The organism is Streptomyces sp. NPDC031365, assembly GCF_055569765.1.
Genome location: NZ_JBVIIM010000013.1, coordinates 140,849 through 160,864 on the forward strand (window position 1 = coordinate 140,849; position 20,016 = coordinate 160,864).

Here is a 20,016-nt window from a genome sequence, read left to right on the forward strand (position 1 = left end):
GACCGCGCAGGTCCAGGTGCGCGCTGATCCGCTCCGCCCAGAAGTCGGCCCTCTCTTCCGGGAAGTCCACGTCGGCCGTCGACTTCGAGACGACGGTCTGGCCCATCGCGCCGTGCGCGAAGTACCAGGGTGAGGGGTCCGGACCTTCGAGGGGCACGGCCGGGGACGTGCCGTCCGTGCTGCCGCCGGGCTCCGGGTCCCCGTCCCCGCCGGGCTCCGGGTCCCCGTCCCCGCCGAGTTCCACGTTCTCGCCCTCGGCGGTTGTCAGCACGACCTGCGGGACCGAGGGCTGTTCCTGCTCCGTCGAAGCGGCATCCAGCCCGGCCAACAGGCCGTTCAGGCTCTCCAGGGGGGCATTCCCGTCCTGGAACGAGGTCGGATCGAACAGGCCGGTGTGCAAGCCTGCCGGCGGTGGGAGGCTGCCGGCTACGCCCCGGCTCCTCTCCTCGGGTTCCACCGCACCCTCGTCCGCCGATGTGGCGGACGAATGCGCAAAGGGCGCACCGATACCGGGAACCGGGCCACCCATCCGGTTCTCGGCCTCCCACAGCTCGTCCTCGAACGCCTTTGCCGCCGTTTCGAGGTCGGCTATCGCGGTGAGTACATCAGCGTTGAGCGCATCACCGGGCTCCGGCCACGCGCTCATCATCATCCGGAGCGCCTCCGACGTGCCGCGCAGAGCGTCCTGGACGGTCGGCAGATGAACGGGACCGCCTCTCGCGAGGAACTGCTCGACACCCGACCGGGATTCGTGAAGGGAGCGCGGGATCAGTTTCCTGGTCACAGGGGTGGGGTACAGGGCAACCTTGCGGGTGGCGTCCGTCACTCTCATGAGCTCCCCCAGCAGCTCTTCGAGCCTCGCGACTTCCGCGACGCCCTCCTGCCACGGTTCGGCAGCGGCGGGGTCCCGCGTCAAGGCCGGGTTGTAGCGCATCGCCCTCACGAACTCCCCGGCCAGTACGTGGACCATGGCACCGTTCATGGGAACCCGGACGCGGTCGGGCGCGGCCCGCACTTCGAAGATGACGTGCTGTCCTGTCGTGTCGACGCCCATGGCGCCCATGCCGAAGCTCTTGTCCTGGTCTCCGCTGTGCAGGTTCTTGCCCGGCGGCGGTGAAAGGAGGTCCTTCTTGTACTCGCCCTCGCCCCTGCCGTACACGATCGAGTGCAGCCAGTCGGCCCTGGTGGGGCCGGCGTTCAGGACGTTGTCCTCGTCTTCGTAAGGCCCCCAGAACACCCGCTCCGACGGGTCGTATCCCAGTACTCGTAGGAGGTCCGGACCCTGCTGACCCGTTCGGCCGAGCAGAAGCAGGTCGGCGTCCTTCCGTTCCTCCGCAGTGAGGAGCCGGTCGTGCACGGAGCAGAAGTCGCTGCGGGCCATCAGCCGGAAGGCAACCGCCACATGCCGCCGTATGGCCTTCTCCCTCACCTTTCCCGGCTTCTCTCCCGCTCGCTCCAGATAGAGGGTGATCAGCCGCATGAACTCGCGAGCGCGGAGGGGCAGGGGCCGGTTGTACTTCTCGGCGAAGAACGAGTCGACCAGGGCCACTTTCTCCCGCAACGCCTCCGTCTGCTGGGGGGAGTACAGATCAGCGACAGCCGTGTCGAGAACCGGCAGTCCGACGCCGCACGTGATCTGCAGTGTGCCTATGAACCTGAGATCCCCTGCTGTGACGGTTGCGTCCCGCTCCAATGTGACGCCGTGCATGTCCGGGGCTCCGTCGAGCAGGTCGGACAACGGGAACCGGTGCTCCGGCTCGGCCGTGGCCAGGGTCCGCATCCGCGCTACGGCAGCGATCATCTGGCGGAGAACACGTTCAACCTGCGCCAGGTCCGACAGAGGCTCTGACACGAATTCCAGGTTGGAGCGCTCGTACGGCGGGTTGTCGGGTGTGTCGGTCTCCAGTCTCCACCCGCTGCCACGGAGCAGCACCGCACCCCGGGCGTAGAAGGGGACCGTGAGAGAGCCGAATTCCACCTCGAAGCCGAACGTGGCGAGGGAAGGCGGAGACAGTGGCGCACTGAGCCCCTGCGTCGTGTTTCCGCCCGGACCGTCGGACTGCTGCGGCCCGTCGGCAGGGCCCGACCCGCCGGCGAACGGGACGCTCACCTCCCGGGCCACAGCCCTGGCCACGGCCGCGTTGACCGCGACGGAGGTGGCGTCCGGGTCGGCCGACAGCTCGGCGTGGTCCGCCAGCAGGCGGAAGTGCTCGAGCGGCCCGAGGTCGAGGTCACCGGCGCTCAGCCGTCCTCCGCGCAGGAGCGCCTCCGTGTGCTGGGCCGGCGTCAGCCGAATACCTGCCGCGGTCAGTGTCCCGAGTTCGATGTCGTGGGTGCCGTCCACTCGCGGCGGTGCGGAGTCCGTCAGGTCGGCTTCGGTCACGCGTGCGACGGCCCAGGCGCGCAGGTCACTCGCGGCCACCGGTGAATTCGCGCCGGCCCTCTCCAAGGCGTGGGCCAGTGCCTCGCCGAAGGCGTCATCGGCCCCCACAACGGGGCGCAGCGACAGGGCCGTGCCGTGCAGCTTTGCGGTGACCGGACCGGTGCGCCGGTAGCGCACGGCGGAGAGGGGCGCCGTCTCGGGGCCGGTGGCCGGTGTGGTGCGCGCGGGGGGAGCCGCGGGAGGGGCCGCGGGAGGGGCCGCGGGAGGGGCCGCGGGAACCGAGGGCTTGGGCGCTGCGTCCGCCGGTAGACCGTGCGCGGGGTCGGGCGCAGGGTCCGGCTCGGGTCCGGGCTCAGGTCCGGGCTCGGTCGTGGGGGCCGGTACGGACACGGTCGCGGGACCGGGCTCGGTCGCGAGGGCCGGTACGGACTCGGGCTCGGTGGGGCGGGGGCGGAGGAGGGGGCCGAGGGTGGGGTGGTCCTCCAGGCCGGCTTCCAGTTGGCCGGTCGACGTGTCGACCGGCAGCAGTCCGTAGAGGCCCTTGGGCACCTTGATACGCACCGTGCCGAACGGCCCGTGGACGACCGCGGTGACCCCGAAGCGGTAGAGCCGGTAGGTTCGTGCCCTCCCCTCCTCACGCATCTCGGCGTTGTTGTTACCGCCGCTGCGGAGCTGGGTGTCCGTCCCGTCCTTGAGGGTGACCCGCGCTCGCCCGAGCACGCGTACGTCGTCGTGGACCGGGCCGCCGCCGAAGGGACCGATCGCCATACGCCACCCCCTGCCCAGCTCCTCCTCGTGCTCGGGGGTGTAGTCGTACTGCGTGTAGTCGTTCTCCTTGACCGCGTCACCGGCCTCCGAGGCCACGATGTCCGCGCTGTCCAGCTCCAGGCCCACCAGGCCCTCCCAGCCGCCCATCGGCAGCCGGTACCGGTGCTGCAGCAACTCCTTGATGCGGGGCCGCATCATGACGGTGTCGGCGTAGTGGGTGTACGCCACACCCGCGTCGCTGATCACCGGATCCAGTCCCCTGACCGCCGGAGGCCGGCCCACCTCAGGGCTGAACCCGGTCCGATGCCGTACGGCGGTCGTCTTCGCCCAACGGTTGACGGCAGCGGCGGCGGGCAGGGTCCAGGCGTCGAGCCGGTCCAGGAACGCGTCGGGCAGCTCCGGAGCCGCCGACGCGGTCACCGGGCCGGGCCGCTTCGGGTTCCCGAGGGGCCGGGGCTGCCAGCTGACCCCTGTCTCGAGCGGGCCGGTGAGGTCCAGGGGCCACTGCTGCGGCTGGTCGGTCAGACGCGTGAGATGCCGCGGCACGACCAACCGCACCTGCCCTTCCACTTCGTCCCCCGGCCGGTCTCCGGGCTCGTACCAGAGAAGGGCGCTCCGTTCACGGTCCAGGTCCGTGCCTCCCGACGTCACCCGCTCGATCCTGTCCCTGGTACGTGCGGGCATGGTGAGCAGCGCCGGGCGTTCCCTCGCCATGCCCATCTCGACGCGGAACACGACGTCGTGCTCGAAATCCTCGGAGGTGTCATCGGGGTTGTAGATGGTGTGCTGGGCCGCCTTCGCGGTGACCGCGTCCGTCTTCTTCGACGACTCGGAGTACTCGGCCACTGCCTCGGCTCCGCCTTGCGCCGTCTCGTTCCCGGCCCGGATACGGGCATCGACGCCGCCGGTGAATTCCGAAGCGCGGTGCGACTTGCGCTTCTCGCCGTCCGGCGCCTCGCTTCTGAAGGAGAGTTTCAGCTCGTCACGGGTCTGCTGCCGCTGGGGAGCACCGATGCGCGCCGCGGTGACCCTCACCCACAGGTAGCGCGTGTTGCCCCACGAGTCCTTCACCGGGATCCAGCGCCGGACACCCTGGGTGGTGAGGGCCTGCCACTCGGTCTGCAACGCGTCCGACGAGAACGACGCCTTCAGGGACCGCTGGAGAAGGTTGGGACGGGGTGCGGTGGCGGGGTCCTTCTCCGTGGGAACGACCCCTCGGGCACGCAGCCGGCTGTTGATCGTGTCCAGCACGGCGTCGGCCGTCATGACCTCGGGGCGCGCCCCCCTGGAGATCAGACCGGTGTCGACATAGGTGCGGACGGTCTCCGGTCGGGTCTCGTGCGCCGCTTCCGGGGCCGCCGCCGACTCCTCCACCGGGTTCGTCGTCGCTGCCTGCTCCTCCACCCGGGCCGGACCGGCGGCCGTGGTCGTGTCGTCCGCCGGTGGGAGGAGATCGGCGTAACGGCGTTCGGTGACGAGCATCTCGAGCGCCTTCTCGGCCGTCAGGTACCGGGTGGTCTCGGTGAGCTCGTCGTTGCGCCAGCGTACGAGGGTCAGTTCGAAGACCGGGTCGGTGCGGACCGTGCGCACGCGGCTGCCGTAAATGGTCCTGACGATGTCGGCCCGTCCGCCGATGCGGCCGCCTCCCCTCCCCCGCTTCCAGAGGGCCGAGGCGTAGCCGACGAGGTTGAACCGGCCTCTGGGCCCGTCGGGTTGGCCGGCACCGTCCGCCCCGAACCACATCTGGGGGCCGACGGTCGCGGCCACACCTGCCGCCGTACCGCCGTCCCGCTCGTCCGCGTGTTCCGCCTCGCCCTTCAGGTAGTGCTGCACCTGGACGTCCGACGTGGGGCCGAGGTCGTCCAGGTCGTATGCGTGGATCTTGAGCCGCAGTGCCTGTTTGATGTGCCCGTCCTTCGGCAACTCCGTCTCGAAGCCACCCGTGGCCGCCTTGGCCGCGGTGCCGCTGCGGTGCCGGACGGTCTCACCGAAACGGCGGGCGAGGATGCCGGGGTGCGCCAGGTCGCGGATCTCCTCCGGCCACCCCGAGGGATCGTCGAGCCACGCGTCGATCTCGTGCCGCTCGGCCCCCGGGAAGTTCTGCTCGGCGTACATCCTGGCGCCGAGTTGGGCCAGTTCCGGCATGAGGTGGAAGGCGGGGTAGATACCGTTGGCGCCCTTGGAGAAGTCGAGCTTGCGACGGACGGCGTCCGGGAGCCCGGCCACCTCTCTGGCCGGTGATGTCCGCAGCGCCTGCGCCTCGTCCACCGTGACGGGCCGCTTCGGGGCGTGTCCGTCGGGGAGGACGAGGCGCGCCACGAAGGGGGTGCGGCCGCTGATGTATCCACGCTTGCCGGTCAGGAAGGGGATACGACCGCCGATGTGCGGGCGCTTCGTGGTTTCGGGGGTGACCGTCCAGTTCACGGCCATCAGATAGCGGTGCTCGTCGACCTGCTTCAGGGTGTCCGTGCGGCGGTAGCCGAAAGCTGTACCGCTGAGTCTGTCGCTCTTGTCCTTCCCCTTGCGCCAGAGCGCCCGAACGGAGCCGATCTGCAGACGCATGGTCGGGGTGGTGAAGCGCAGCGGGCCGAGCGAGACCTCCCGCGCCTCGATGTTCTGGAGCAGACCGGCGCCGAACGACACATTGGCCTTCCAGCCCGTACCGCGCTTGCCGGACGCCTTCGCCACGGACCTGGTGCGGACGTTGATCTTCATCGGGAAGCTGTCGCCGGTGGTCGTGGGATCGGCCGGGTCGACCGGGTCGGCCATCGGGTTGGGCCCGTCGACACGGTGGCCCCACACCGCTTTCGCGGCCACCCGGTAGCGCCGGCCGTCGACCTCGATGGTGCGGTACACACCCAGCAGTGCCTGCGCCGGGTCCGCCTCCAGCGCGGGACGGCCGTAGTACGCCGCGAGGTCCCGGTCCGCGGTGGCCCAGTCGCTCGTGAGCGCCCTCTTGGCACCCACGTCCTTGACGTGGAACTGCTCGATGGCGTCCCGCAGGTCCTGCTGCAGGGTCTCGACGCCCGGCAACCCGATCGGCACACCGAAACCGAGGCCCCGCCGCGAGGCCAACGCCAGCGGCTCCCTCGGGTGCGGCGTCACCCGTTCCTTCACCCGGTCGAGCACCATCCGGAACCGGAACGGCGGCCGTGAGGTCGGCAGCCGCAGCACACGGCGCTTCTTCGGCAGCGCCGGCACACGGTGACGCGGCGCGTCGTCACCCCCGGAGACCGGACGCAGGTCTGCGGTCCACCCGCCGCCCACGGTCCGCCGTACGAAGTGCGCCGCCTCCCGCCGGGGGACGCTGACCTCGCCCACGGTCACATCCCGAACCGGCGCGATCCGGTGCGTGCTGGACTCCAGGCTCAGATCGATGCGCAGCCCGGCCCGGTAACGGGTCTGTCCACCGGGGTCCTTGAGGACCGTACGGATGCCGTGCGCCGTGTCCAGGGCGTGCGAGACACCACGATCCACCCCCAGGGACGCGCTGAACGTCGGAACCAGAGCCCTGGTCCCCCCGCCGTCCGCGCCGTCCGAGCCGGACTCGTCCGACCACACACCGCCGCCGGTGCCTGCGCTGTTGTAGGCGAGGCCCAGACTGCCGTCGGTGGCACCCTTGCTGTCCTGGACCGTGTTGACGGCCGCACCGATGTCGTCCCGGGTCTCGACCTTGTTCTCGCCGACGTACTGGAGACTGTCGATCTCCCTGCGGATCCGCAGATGCCCCCGGAATCGCTCGCCCAACGGCCCCACGACGTCGATTGCGCTGCTCGAGTCACCACTGGCCCACCACGGATTCCGGTTGTGGGCGGTCGTCTCGGTCAGGAATCCCTGCGTGCCGTCCATCTGGGCCGCCGTCAGGATCTTCCGCACCGTGGGAGCGGTGAGGCCCGCGGCCCGCATGTTCCGGTGCAGGGCGGCGACCGCGGGGGTGAGGTTGACCGCGAGGAGCAGTTCACGGGCCTGGGAGGGCCTCGATGTTCTCGGCTCCGGACGCGAGGGCGCCTCGGGTGCCACCCGGTCCGGACGGGGTGCGTCGGCACCGGAGTAGGCGGCCGGCAGATCGATGTGGAGCCGGTCGGGCACGGTGACCCGGTGGTGCGGGGTGGGGGTGACGTCCTGGCCGTCGACGAACACCTGCATCCTCAGACCCGCGCTGAAGCGGCTCAAATCCTTGGTGGAGAGCCTCCGGCCGAACAGGACCGTCCGCACCCTGCCCGACGACCTGGTCTCGGAGGAACCCATTCTGATCTGCGGGGCGGCCACCGCGCCCACGGAGGCGAGTCCCGCGGACACCCCCAGGTTGACGAGGCTGAACAGAACCGACTCGATTCCCCTGCGCTTCTCCCGGGCTCCCTGTTCTCCGGCCGTGGTGTAGCCGAACTTGATGGGCGGATCGGCGATGTCGTCCTTCGCCCTCGGGATGCCCGTCAGGCCACTCAGTACGGGGCGCAGCCACACCAGCCGGCCGTCGACCACCAGTGTCCGGCCGGCCGCCAGGATGTCGTCCCACTTCCTGGGGTCGGTCGTCAGCAGCAGATCGCGGACGGCGTCCTGGATCCCCGAACGCAGCGCGTCGTGCGGGCCGGGACCCTGCAGGTCCAGATGCTCGCCGATCCGCCGCGCCCAGTGCTCCGCCCGCTCCTCGTCGAACTCCACGTCCGCCACGGACTTCGCGACGACCGCTTCGCCCATCGCGCCGTGCTCGAAGTACCAGGGAGACGGATCCTGCGGGCCGGGGTCCGAATCCACAGGATCAGGATCCGGATCAGGGGTCGGATCCGGGGCGGGAGCCGGCTCCGGAACCGGGGTCGGGACCCGCCCCGGCGGAGGTGTCGTGCCCGGGGCGGGGCCCGGGACCGGCTGCGGCGCCCCTGGTACGTCGGCGTCGGCCTCCTCGCCCCCGGGGGAGGGTACTTCCGTGTGCCGGAACAGGTCGCCCACAGCGCCGTCCAGGCTCTGGAACAGGGCGTCGGCCATGTTCACCAGTTCCGGATCACGTAGGCCGGAGAAGGCGTCCGACGGCTGGGGATGCGACCCAGTCCGTCCACCGCCCTGGAGTGCGGCGGAGAGTGCCCGCTGCCTGTCGGTGGAATGGAAGAGCGTCCAGTCCTCCGGCTGCGGGGACCGTCCGTCCGCGAGGGGGTACAGGGCGAGGACCTTCGGGCGGGACGAGTTCTCCCGGTCGAGCAGAGACACGGTGCCCGGCCCGTCCCACACACTGTGACCGGTGATGTTGCTGATGACCTGCTGTCGGCGCGTGTACGGAACACCATTGCCGTGCGATGGAGTGACGGCGGGGGCCCACTGCCACCTCTTCATGGTGTACGGCGGGGCCAACTGCCCGGCGGGCGTCCGATGCCAGTCGGCCAGGACGATTCTGGCCTGGAACCGAGTCGCGTAAAGCTGCCGGTCCAACGTCAGCAACTCGGCGAACTCGTCGTTCCGCGCCCGGACCTCCAGGCCCCCGGGCAGGTGGAGCAGCAGGCCGTCCGGCCCCTGTGCACCGAAGAGGGCGACGTACGCCGACGTGCGGTGGTCGTCACCGGCCCAGGGCATTCCCCGCCGCGCCGAACGGCGGAACGTGCCGTCTCCCACGGCCTCCATGACGTGCCCGACGCCGAGGTTGACCCGCGCACCTGACATCCCCGGCACCCAGGCACGGCCGTTGGCTGCGCCATCGGGCCTGAAGAGCTGGGTCTCCGGCGAGAGGGCCCCCAGATCCACCAGGTGGAACGCACCCAGTTCGGCCAGGTTGTCCACATCGACGCCGACAGCCGCCGCTCGGGCGACCAGGTCGAACAGCTGGGAACGGAGGCCCGGGTCCGGCCGCTGGTGCAGAATCCTGCCTGTGAGGCCGGTCAGCGCGGCGTCGGAGCGCCCGCTCTCCCACTCCACGGCCCTCAGCGTCGCCAGGAACAGCCGCAGTCGCTCCGCCTCACTCACGTTCGCCGGAACCGGCTCCAGCCCCAGTACGCTCCCGGCTCGCTCCGCCAGCGCAGAGTCCGAGAGCGTGTTCAGCCGTTGCGCCGCGTCGAGTACGCGCGGCACCGTCAGCTCGGTGGTGAGCGCCCGGTTCACGAAGCCGGGCTCCCTGCCCGCCTTCTCGGCGACCGCGCTCAGCGTGCGGCGGTAGACATCCGCGTCCAGCTCACCCACGGCCTCGTTCTCCCCGAGGGCCACCTGTCTCAGCAGGGCCAGGGTGAACGGTCCTGATCGACGCAGCACCGGATCGGCCTCCCTCATCCTCTCCAACGCGCCGATACCGGCCAGAAGCCTCCAGTACTCACCGTCCTCGCGCCCCCGGCCGTCCTCTACCTGCACCCCGAACGTGAAGCGCAGCGCGCGCACCAACCGCAGCGTCCGCTCCCTGGTCGCGTCCGGAACCGGCACCGGCCCGTGGTGCAGCCCCGCCCTGTGGGCCAGCACATCGAGTTCCTCGACGGTGGGCTCCGGCCGATGCAGCACCCACCTGCCACGCCGCCCCCGCGCATTCGTGTCCATGAGATGCAGCCACGTCTCGCCCTTCCGTCCGACGGCAGTGCGGTGGGTTGCGCCGTAGACCGAGCGACCGGTTCCGTTGGACTGGTGCTGTGCCCCGCTCGCTTCGGCCAACGGGTCGGGGACGAAGACGTCGAGAACACCGGCGCGCTCGCGGGTCAGGCCCGGCGGTGTCGCGCTCTCGCATCCCAGCGAGAGGACGGCGTGGTCGTCGGGCAGTTCCTCCAGGCTCCGACGCCTCACGAGATAGCCGGTGGCATCCGGCCAGGGGGCCACGTGGTCCGGATCCCCCTCCAGCGGCATTTCCATGGCATGCACAGTGCTGTGCATGGAGAGGGAGTACACCGGCACACCGGCGAACGGAACGTCCTGGTCGTCCTTGGTCCACTGCTTGGTGACCGGGTTACGGTGCCACAGCTCCACCGCGTTCGCCGCGTTCCGGTCGCCGTCCGCCATCTGCTCGGCATCGTGGGGGCGGTACACGGATCTGCCGATCGAACGGTTCTTGCTGACGATGCTGCGGGACAGCACCCGGGCGTGCCAGGCCGGGGCCTCAGGACGAGGAGCCGGACGGGGACTCCTGCGGATCCACTCGGTACGCGCCGCTTCGGGGACATCCCGGACGGCGACGACGGAGCGGGGTGTCCCGCGCCTGGATGTCCTCACCATCTCCACCGGGCCACTGGCCGACCAGACCTCTCTGCCGGTGCGGTCGGACACCCCTTGCGGCAGTTCCAGGCCCTGCCTCCCGGCATCCGAGAGGAACAAGGCGACCGCGACGTTCCCGTCCCGCGCGGCCAGTGCCGGATCAAGGGGCAGCAGTTCCTCCAGCACGGGCCTCGGCACCCATTGCCGCGTGTCGTGGGGTCCCGGTACGAAGGCACCTGCGTGTTCACTCCTGCCCCTGAAGAAGTACGGCTCCGGCTCACCTGGCCGGGACCACTTCGCAGGCCCGGTCCTGAGCAGGGGGCTGCCGTCCCGTCCGCGTTCCCACCGTGCGGAATGGGTGAGATCCAGGTCTGTCACCTTGTCTCTCGTCCAGTCACGGCCCAGGACACTGCCGTCCGCTGCGGTCACCGCGTACGCGGCGGAGAACACGTATCCCTGACCGGCGAGATGTCGCGCCGCCAGGGCTGCCATGCGCTGCTCCGAGGACCACTCCGGGTTGGACAGCACCTGGGCCGGATCGGCCCGGCGGAGCTCGTCACGGCGGGCGAGCGCAGAAGTGTCCGGCGGGGGCGCGGACGGTCCGGCCATGGACGTGTCGTCGTCGGTCGCGGCATCGCTGTCCGAACCCCTCGACGGGCCGCCGCCCGCCTCGGCGGTGGCCATGAGGGGTGCTCCCGGGGCGTTCGCCTCAGAGCCTGCGTAAGGAGTGGTAGCGATCCAGTCCGCAGCCCTCGGGTGTCGTCCGTCCGGGAGAGGGAACAGGGAAAGCACGCGTGGGTCTGACGGATTGTCCTGCTCCAGCAGTTTCACGGTGCCCGGCAGGGTCCACAGCCTGCGGTCCGTGTGGCGAGCGATGAACAAGCGGAGATCTCGGACCGATGTGCCGCCGTCGCTTGTCCCGGCAGACACCGGAGCACCCTGCCGGGTTTCCGGGACCCACTGGGAAAAGGCCAGGACGACACCTTCCCCGCGCGGCCGCAGACGCAGCGCATGGTCTCGCATCAGCAGTTGGGCGACTTCCGCGTACCGCGCCCGGCGGCGGACGTTCCCGGGCAGGTTCATCACCACATGGCCGGGTCCGCCCTCGGCCCACACCAGGTACGGCGCGTGTCCCGTGGCATCGTCGGTCCACGGCACACTCGCCCGGCCCGCAGCGACAAAACCGCCCGTGCTCGTGCCGGCCATGGTGACCGCCTGGTTGACGTCCACCTTCGCCCTTGACACGCCCCGTGCCCAACCGCGCCCGGCCGGTTTGCCGGCCGCGTCCACCAGCTGGGTCTGCGGCGAGAGAGCTCCCAGCAGTTCCAGGTGGAACGCGCCCAGTTCATCCAGGTCTCGCGAGTCGACTCCGGCATCCGCCGCTCGCATGACCAGCTCAACCAGCTCCGAGCGCCAATCGGGGCCCAGCGAATCGGCATGCAGAACCCTGGCGGCATCACCCTGGTCAGGGAACCAGAACTCCCACTCCAAAGCCTTTACCGCTGCCCAGAACACCCGCAGCCGCTCGGAGTCCATGACTGCCGCGGGCCCGCCAACCGCCTTCACGAAGTCGGCCGTGTACGCGTCCTGATCCGGGAAACTGCTCAACCACTGCGCCGCCTGGTGCACGAACCGGAGAACGGTGCCATCGCCGGACCGTAGACGGCCCGATGGCGACTCCTCGGTCCCACCGTGCCGGAGCAACAGCTCACGGTAGGCCTCGGGGCCCGGCTGGTACGGCTCGCTGCCCTGGTTCCGGACGAGATTCTCATGGGCCAGGCGCTCCAGCAGATCCAGCGTGAACGGCCCGAACCGGCGCAGCACCGGATCGGCCTCGTACTCCTTCTCCAACGCTCCGAGACCGGCGAGCAGGTCTCCGTAGCCGCTGTCGTCCTCGATCTCGACACCGAACGTCAGGCGCAGCGCACGCACCAGCCGGAGCGTCCGTCCACGAATCGCCTCCGACGCCTCACCCCGCCCCGTGTGCAGGCCCGCATCGCGAGCGAGGCCGTCGAGCCGGACGCCGGTGGGTTCCGGCCGCATCACCAGCCACTTGCCCCGGCGCCCCAGCCGGTCCGTCCACATCCAGAGGGCCGTCTTCCCCTCCACGGCCGAGAGGGAAACCGCCTCGCTCGGGGAGTAGGTGGTGCGACCTGTCTGGTTGGATATCTCCTGGGCCACGCCGACGACCGCCAGCGGATCATGAGTATGAGCGTCGACGCCGTATGCATGGGCGCGCACGGCGCCGCCCTGCTGCGCGGCGGCGCACGAAAGGACGACGATCCCGTGGTCTCGGGGGAGCCGCCTCACACTGGGGCGTCGCCTGAGCATGCCCGCGGTCCGCGACGGGCCGGCCGAGTGCTCCGGTTCTTTGGCTGTCGGCAGCTTGGTTACGCCGGGCAGACCGTGGGCGGAGAACATGTAGACCGGCTTGCCGGCCCATGGAACGGCCTCGTCGTCCTTGGCCGAGGTGTGGGCGATCCGGTCATGGTGCCAGAATTCCCCTCCCGTGATCGCGTCCCGGATACCCCCCAACCGCCACGCGGCCTCCGCGTCCTTGTACACGATCCGGCCGGCCGGCCGGCCGTCGACGACGACGGTGTGGGAAAGCAGATCCGCTTCCCAAGGCTGCGCCTGCGCGGCTTCCTCAGGGGCCGGGACCATACCCGGGAGACTGAGTATCCACTCCGTGGGCGGCATGTCAGGGGCGTCCTGGATCGTCACGAGAGTCGGCAGGGAGTCATGCTGCCGGTACTCCCCCACCGGACCGGTGGCCGCCCAGACCTCCCTGCCCAGCCGGTCCGCCACCGCACGCGGCAACTCCAGACCCCGCGCTCCGGCTCCCGATATCAGCAACACCACGGGCACATCCAGAGGAAGCGCCGCCAATTCCGGGTTCAGGGCCAGCAACTCCGCGAACACATCCCACGGCACCTCTTCCCGCTCTCCGTCGGCACCCCGCACCTCAACACCCTTGTGGTCGCCCTCCGCCCGCAGCACATACGGCTCCGGCCCGTCCGGCGCATACCACGGTGCGGGCTTGGCATCGCCCGGCTTCACGCCGACACCGGGCTCGCTCTCCTTCACCGAGCGAGTGAGATCCAGATCCTTGATCTTCGAGCCCGTCCAGTCGCGACCCAGGAACCGGCCATTCGCGGCAGTCAGCGCGTCGTGGGAGGAGAACAGACCATGCTCACTCCTGACACGCAACGCCGCCAGAGCCGCCAGGCTCCCCGCCGACGCCCACTCCGGCTCCGTCGCCACCCGGAGCAGCAGCTCCCTGCGGTGCCGCTGGAGCACCGGATCGCCGTCGCCGATGTGCAGCACACGACGAGCCATGGCGTCCAGATCCAGCGGGGCGACACGCAGAACCGGATCGGTTTCGCGCCACCTCTCGAGCCGCGGGAAGACGTCTCGGAGGCGGCTGTACACGGGGGCCGACGTGATGTCGGGGCCGAAGGCATCCCGCAGCGACGCCCGTTCCCGCTCCTCCGGATCCAGCATGTTGGTCCAGTACTCGTCCGAGTCCGCCGAGGAGCTGTCGTCGTCGCTCTCGTCGGAATCGACAGCACCACGGCCCGACAGGGGCTCGCCGGGATCCAGGTGACGGAGCATGGGCTCGGCCGACGCCCGGACGCCGAGCGGACCCTCACCGGGCCCGGCAGACGGTCGCGGCGGTTCCGTCGCGGGGACGGCCGAGTCCCGACCCGCCGTGGCAACAGTGGGCAGCGCCTCGGACTCGGTCCGTACGGGTCGGTACGGCGACGGCGCATCGGACACCGATCCGGTCTCCGGCTGCCTGGGACTCCGACCTTGCTCGTCCGTCGACGGTGTGGGGGCGTTCTCGCTCGTCCCGATAGCCGCGGAGGCTGAGCCGGGCGCGTCGAGGGGCCGCGGTTGCGGCCGCTGCTGCGGTCCCGCGGCCGGGGCGGGCGAGCCGGAAGCCGGGGCAGCGGCCGGCGCCGCGGGAGCCGGCGCAGGGGAGGCGGAAGCCGGAGCAGCGGCGGGAACCGCAGGGGAGGCGGAAGCCGGAGCAGCGGCGGGAGCCGCAGGGGAGGCGGGTGTGGGGAGCGGGTCGGGGGCGTGGTCGGTGGACGGCGCCCGGGGTGACTGCGGGGTGGGCTGTTCCTGCCGGTCGGACGCGGACTCGTCCTCGGCCACCGGGTGCTGCCCGGCCGCGGCCTGGTGCGCGGGCGGTTGCGGGGCCGGAGAGCCCGCGGTGGCGAGCGGGTTCGCCGGAACGCGGTCACCTGTGCCGGCGGTCGGGCCGGTCTCCGGGTTCGTGTCCGGCTGGGGGTCAAGGGAGGAGCGGACACGGTCGGGACCCGTTGACGCCGGTGACGGCGGACGGTTGGCGTCGGTGGCGGATTCCGGGGGCCCGCCGGCGCCGTCCACTCCGTCGATATCACTCGCGTCGTCCGCGGAGAGGTTCCCGTCGGCGTCGCCGTAATCGTCGTACTCGTTCGGGGAGGCGTAGGCGGGCGAGGGTTTGCCGGTGGCCGGGGCCGTCGAGCCGGTGGGTGTGGTGCCGGCGTCGGGCACCGTCCCCTGGCTGCCGTAGGCACCGATACCGGCGTCACGGTCCGGGTCGGGGACGGACGAGACGTCGGTGACGTCGCTGAAGGCCGACGGGGCGTCACTGGCGTCGCCGGCAAAGGACGCCGGGCCGGGCCGGGGCGGGGGCGGGAAGCCGCTGACGTCGGCGGTGGAGACGGTGCCGACCGGGGACGGGGGCCCGGCTGCGAAGTCACCCGGGGAGTCGTGGAAATAGGAGGGCGGGGGCATGCCGACGGTGTCGGCCGCCCTGGTTCCGATTCGGCGCCCGGCCCCGGAGTCGGTCGCGTACGTCGCCTCCTGAGCGGGCGCCGGGGACGCACCGCCCCCGGCGCCCGCCGGGGACGGATTGATGACGTCGGGACCGAACTCCGGCCTGTGGACGAACTGGTGGTGCACCCACTTCCCGCCGTACTCGGCGATGTCCGCCCCGACCTCGAAGAGCAGCCCGCTGATACCGGCGGACAGGAACGTATCCGGATCCATCACGAAACGGCCCGTGTACAGGTACACGGTGACCGCCTGCGCCAGTGTCTCCGCCTGTCCCTCGTTCACGAAGGCGACGGGAAGCTCGGACGCCTCCCGCCACACCCGGTCGTTCTTGAACAAGTGGCGTACGAACGGCTCCGCGAACTGGGAGAAGAGCCCCGCGAAGAAACCGGCCAGCGCACCGAAGACCGCCGACTTGATGACGTCGTCCCAGTCCAGATTCTCCCGCCGGCGCTCCGGATCAACCGGCACCGTCATCGACAGCAGCTGCGCGCCGAGCGTGAGAAACGCCTCCTGCAGCGCCTCCTGCACCACCGACAACGGTGTGGGCACGGCGTGCCCGAACCGCTGCGCGATCAACAGAATCGCCAGTGCCGTACGCCACCTCGCCGCCGCGCTCTCGGCCAGCGACGCACCCCCCGTGAACACCGACAACAGGGCGATCACAGCCAGTTCGATCTTCAGAACGATGAACTCGAGGAGAATCTGGTACTTCGACTCCGCCAGCAGAATCGAACGGTCGACGCGTCGCCCGCCCAGAGCCCGCAACTCATCGGCGAATGCCAGCAGATGATTCGTCCCGCCGTCATCGACGAAGGACTTCATGGCCGCCGTGAACGCATCGGCGATCTGTGGCGGCAGCGAACTCCCGACCTCGGAGATCGCCCTCGTCATCGCGGCCGACAGATCACCGACGTCATCCGCCGCACGATCGAACACCACACGGCTCGCCGCGCCCCGGTCCTCGTTTCCCGTGGCGACCGGAGCTCCCAGGAACCACCTCATGAACTCGATCAGCTCATCGGGAAACATCAGGGCCATGTCAGCGCCTGTTCTCGCTCTCCGCCCCTTGCGCGTGGATGTCGTCCAGCGCCTGGATCTGCGGCCGTTGTACGTGCCGGGCCTCTGCCGCGAGGACTTCCACCAGGGGCAGGAAGCCTGCGTGGATGGTCCGCATCGACTCCAGGGCCTGCTCCTGCTCCAGCCGGTCCTGCGTGCCGAGCGCCAGGGCAAGGGGGTCCCTGTCCTCGTCCTCCTCACCCCAGCAGCCCGCGTACTCGTCGCAGCCGGCCCGGAACCGGTGCGGCATCTCCTCGGTGTAGCGCACGGCATCGGCCAGGAACCGGGACTTGGCCAGTATGTTGCTGATGTCGGCGGAATAGCTGGCACCCACGGTTACGCGTCCCCGTTCCGTCCGCCGCCCGCATCACGGTTCCCGGACGGAGCGGCGGCCTCCTCCTCGTCCTCGACGATCTCGTCGCGGAGGCGGCTCATCGCCCTCGACTCCGTCGGCACGGAGTTCTCGTCGAGCAGTGCCCCGAAGACCGCTGCCCAGTTGACGCCCATGCGTTCCGGGGCGGGTCCCCGCGCGGTCATGCGGGTGAGCGGGTCGAGCGTGTCGACGACCCGGCGGGCCATCTCGGCCCGTGCCGTGTTCGCGGCCTCCAGCACCGCGGCCGACAGCTGCGCGGCCGCCATCGTCCGGTACTTGCCGTCGAGGAACTCCAGGTTGGTGAGTTCCCCCCGCGGCCCGACGACGACCCGGACCGAGCGGTCCGCCGAACGCGCGGTGACCGACTGCGCGGCCAGTTCGGCCTGCGCCGTGGCCGCGGCCTCCTCCGCCGCCTTCAGCCGGGCCATCGCCTGAGCCACACGCTCCTCCATCGGCTGACTCATGTCCCTCTCCTCACGTTCAACGGCCCAGCGCCTGGGGCGTGCCGCCCTCGTCGGTGCCCCAGACGTCCTCGTCCTCGGCCAGCCATGTGGTGCGCTCCCGGTCCCCGCTCTCGGTCTGCTGCCTGCCGTCCCCGGCGCCGCCCATGCCGCCGCCCATGGGTCCCATGAAGGGCGCGCTGCTGGTCTGCTGCCTGCCCCGTGGGCTCACGCGGTGCTCCTCGTCGACGGCCGAGGAGGAGGTCCGCACCCTGCCGGGGCGGCCGACGGCGGGCTCGATGACGTTCCTGACCCGCTCACCGGAGTTCCCGCCCGCCTCGCCGCCGGCACCCCGCATCATCGGCGGCGGGTACATCCCCGGCGACCCCGCTCCCATGCCGCCCGCGTCGCTGCCCTGAGGGCGTCCCAGCGCCGCGACGGGATCACCCTGCCCGAGGGGGTCGTCGCTGAACAGGGACGAGTACGCAGGCCCCGCCGGGGCGGCACCCAGGTCGATCCCGGCGACCTGGGGGAGCTCGGCGAGGCGCTGACGGATCCGTTCCTCCATGTCCGGCTCGCCGCCGCCGATCCGGTCGTACTGGTCCCGGATGCCGTCCATGCGCTGGTCGTACTCGGTCCGGGCGTCCCTCCGCGCCTGCTCCGCATCGGCACGTGCTTGGTCCCGCGCCTCCTGCGCGTCGGCCCTGGCCTGCCCGTATTCGTCCCTGGCCCGCTGTTCGGCGGCGTCGGCCCGGTCGACGGCTTCCTGTTCCGCTGCGTCGATCTCCGCGAGCCGGTCCTCGTACTCCCGGCGCGCCTCGCTCTCGTCGACGCCGGCGGCTGTCTGTCGTTCGTACTCCTGGCGTGCTTCCGCCCGCTCCTGTTCGGCTTCGGCGCGTGCCTGTTCCCGCTGCTCCTGCGCCTCGGCCTTCTCCCGCTCGTACTCGCTCCTGGCCTGCGCCTCCTGACGGTCCGCCTCCTGCTCGGCGGCTTCCCGTTCGGCTCTCGCCTCGGCCTTGTCCTTCTCGTACTCCGCCTGAGCGTCGGCCTTGGCCTCCTCGGCCTCCATCCGGGCCCGTTGCTTCTCCAGCACGGCCTCGCTGCGGGCCTGCTCCCGCTCGGCCTCGGCCGCGGCCTGTGCGGCCTCCTGCTCGGCCTCCGCGTCCGCCTTGTCCTTCTCGTACCTGGCCTCCGCCTCGGCCCTGTCCTTCTCGGCCTGCGCCCTGGCCGCGTCCTGCTCGGCCTCCGCCTCGGCCCGGTCCGCCTCGTTCTGTGCCCGCTCGCGTTCACGATCGCGCCGGGCCTCGTCCTGCGCCCTCTGGTTCTGCGCGAGTACCGTCTGCTGATACTGCTCGGCTTCCGCCCTCTGCTTCTCCTGCTCGGCCTCGGCGTCGGCCTTCTCGCGCTCGGCGTCCGCCTTCGCGGCCTGCTGTTCGGCCTCCGCGTCCGCCTTGTCCTTCTCGTACTCGGCCTCCGCCTCGGCCCGCTCCCTCTCGGCGTCCGCCTTCGCCGCCTCCTGCTCGGCCTCCGCGTCCGCCTTGTCCTTCTCGTACCTGGCCTCCGCCTCGGCCCGCTCCCTCTCGGCGTCCGCCTTCGCCGCCGCCCGCTCGGCCTCCGCCTTGCTCTTCTCGGCCTCCGCCTGTGCCTTGCCGGCGATGTCCGACAGGGGCCGTCTGTCCTTGTCGACCATGCGGGGGTCGAACGACTGCCGTGCGACGTCGAAGGCGTTGTTGATTTCGATGATGGCCTCTGCCGCCACCGCACCGAGCCACTTCTGTACGGAGTCCTCCCAGCGGCGCACGGCCTCCTCGCCCACCCGTTTCCACGTCGTCATGGCATGTGGCGGGCCGTAATCCACACCGTCGACGTGGACGACGTACTGGAACCCGGACTCCGACTCGACATCCACCGTGGTACTGGAGGACTCACTGGTGTTGCCCTGCTCATGATGGACAGAGTCCCAATGGGTGACACCGACGGTGGTCGGACCGTAGTGGGTGTCGAGCCAGTCCCAGCGAATGTTGTCCAGCATGTCGAAGAGCCAACGCTCTGGATTGCTCTCGGGACGCCACGCGTCCCAGGCCCGGCGGAGTTTCTTCGCCTGCTCGAGGAGCACGCGCTGTGCCTCGGCGAGGGCACGGGCCGGCGCGGACGTCACCATCTGCCCGTCGATGGTGACATCGACACCCTCGGTGCCGTCGCCGCCCAGCTGTTCGACGTACCCCTCGTAGTTGCGTGCGAGCTTGTGGATCAACCCTTTGAAGATGGCCGCCGGGGTGCCGTCCCAGGACTCGCTCCCCTCCCCGATGTCCTCGGTGTCCCACTTCTCCATGGTGCGCGCGCTGTCCTGGAAGAACGTGACGGTCCGGTCGAACGCCTGGGCGGTCCTCGTGAAGGAGAGCAGGTCGACGTAGTGGGGATCCTCCACCTTGCCGCGTGTGGTGTTGAAGCCGTGGGTGCTGTAGTCGGGTCCTGCGATCAGCTCATCAAGAGCGTCCCGGGTTCCGTAGATGTACCGGGTCAGGCTCTTGGTGTTCCAGCTGACCTCCTCCTCCAGGTGTTCACTGGTCTTCTCGTAGTCAGCGATCGTCCCCGACCCGGCGGGCGGCTCTTCACCACCGGTGAGGAGGAAGGTCATGAACGCCCGGTAGTGATCCAGGCGGGTGCCCGGACGCACCACCGCCTCATCACCGTCCTTGGGACGGTAGAACGGCGCGATGTAATTGGTGTTGAGCTTCTTCCAGCCGGCGTCCTCGAGGAATCCGTCCACCGGTTCCGAGCCGCCGACCCGGTCCACCTTGACATGAATCAGCGGGATGCCGTCGTTGCCCTTCAGATCGTCGTTTTCGAACAGCGTTCTCAGTTCAGGCGCTTCGTAACCGGTGAGCAACTTGACTGCCCTGCCCCAGTTGTCCGCATTGTTGTCTACCGTCTCAGCCATCACCGAGCTCCGCGGGATCGTGAAGGGGGAAACTACCGGGGTTGCGTCGTTCCGCCGTGGGCGACGGCCGACCGCC

At 70.5% G+C, this 20,016-nt stretch carries 4 protein-coding genes (1 of these 4 running past the window's edge); all 4 read right to left on the bottom strand.

Translation table 11 applies throughout. From position 1 onward, the window contains the following. Tightly spaced (at most 16 nt apart), the 4 genes in view from ACZ5C2_RS20650 to ACZ5C2_RS20665 form a layout consistent with a single transcriptional unit that may run on beyond the window. On the bottom strand, nt 1-16,168 hold the start of the coding sequence (locus ACZ5C2_RS20650) for a lonely Cys domain-containing protein (RefSeq protein ID WP_468793015.1). It extends 20,654 nt beyond the left edge of the window; only the first 16,168 of its 36,822 coding nucleotides appear in the window; it begins with the start codon at nt 16,166-16,168; its stop codon lies beyond the left edge, outside the window. A 1-nt stretch (nt 16,169) separates the two neighbouring features. Beyond that, entirely contained in the window at nt 16,170-16,520 is a 351-nt protein-coding gene (locus ACZ5C2_RS20655) for a hypothetical protein (RefSeq protein WP_468793018.1), read from the bottom strand. A 2-nt stretch (nt 16,521-16,522) separates the two neighbouring features. After that, entirely contained in the window at nt 16,523-17,023 is a 501-nt protein-coding gene (locus tag ACZ5C2_RS20660) for a YbaB/EbfC family nucleoid-associated protein (RefSeq protein ID WP_468793021.1), read from the bottom strand. Between the two features lie 16 nt (nt 17,024-17,039). Further along, nucleotides 17,040-19,940 carry an AAWKG family protein gene (locus tag ACZ5C2_RS20665; RefSeq protein ID WP_468793024.1) on the bottom strand — a complete coding sequence of 967 codons (2,901 nt, stop codon included), beginning with the start codon at nt 19,938-19,940 and terminating at the stop codon, nt 17,040-17,042. Nucleotides 19,941-20,016: the final 76 nt, after the last annotated feature.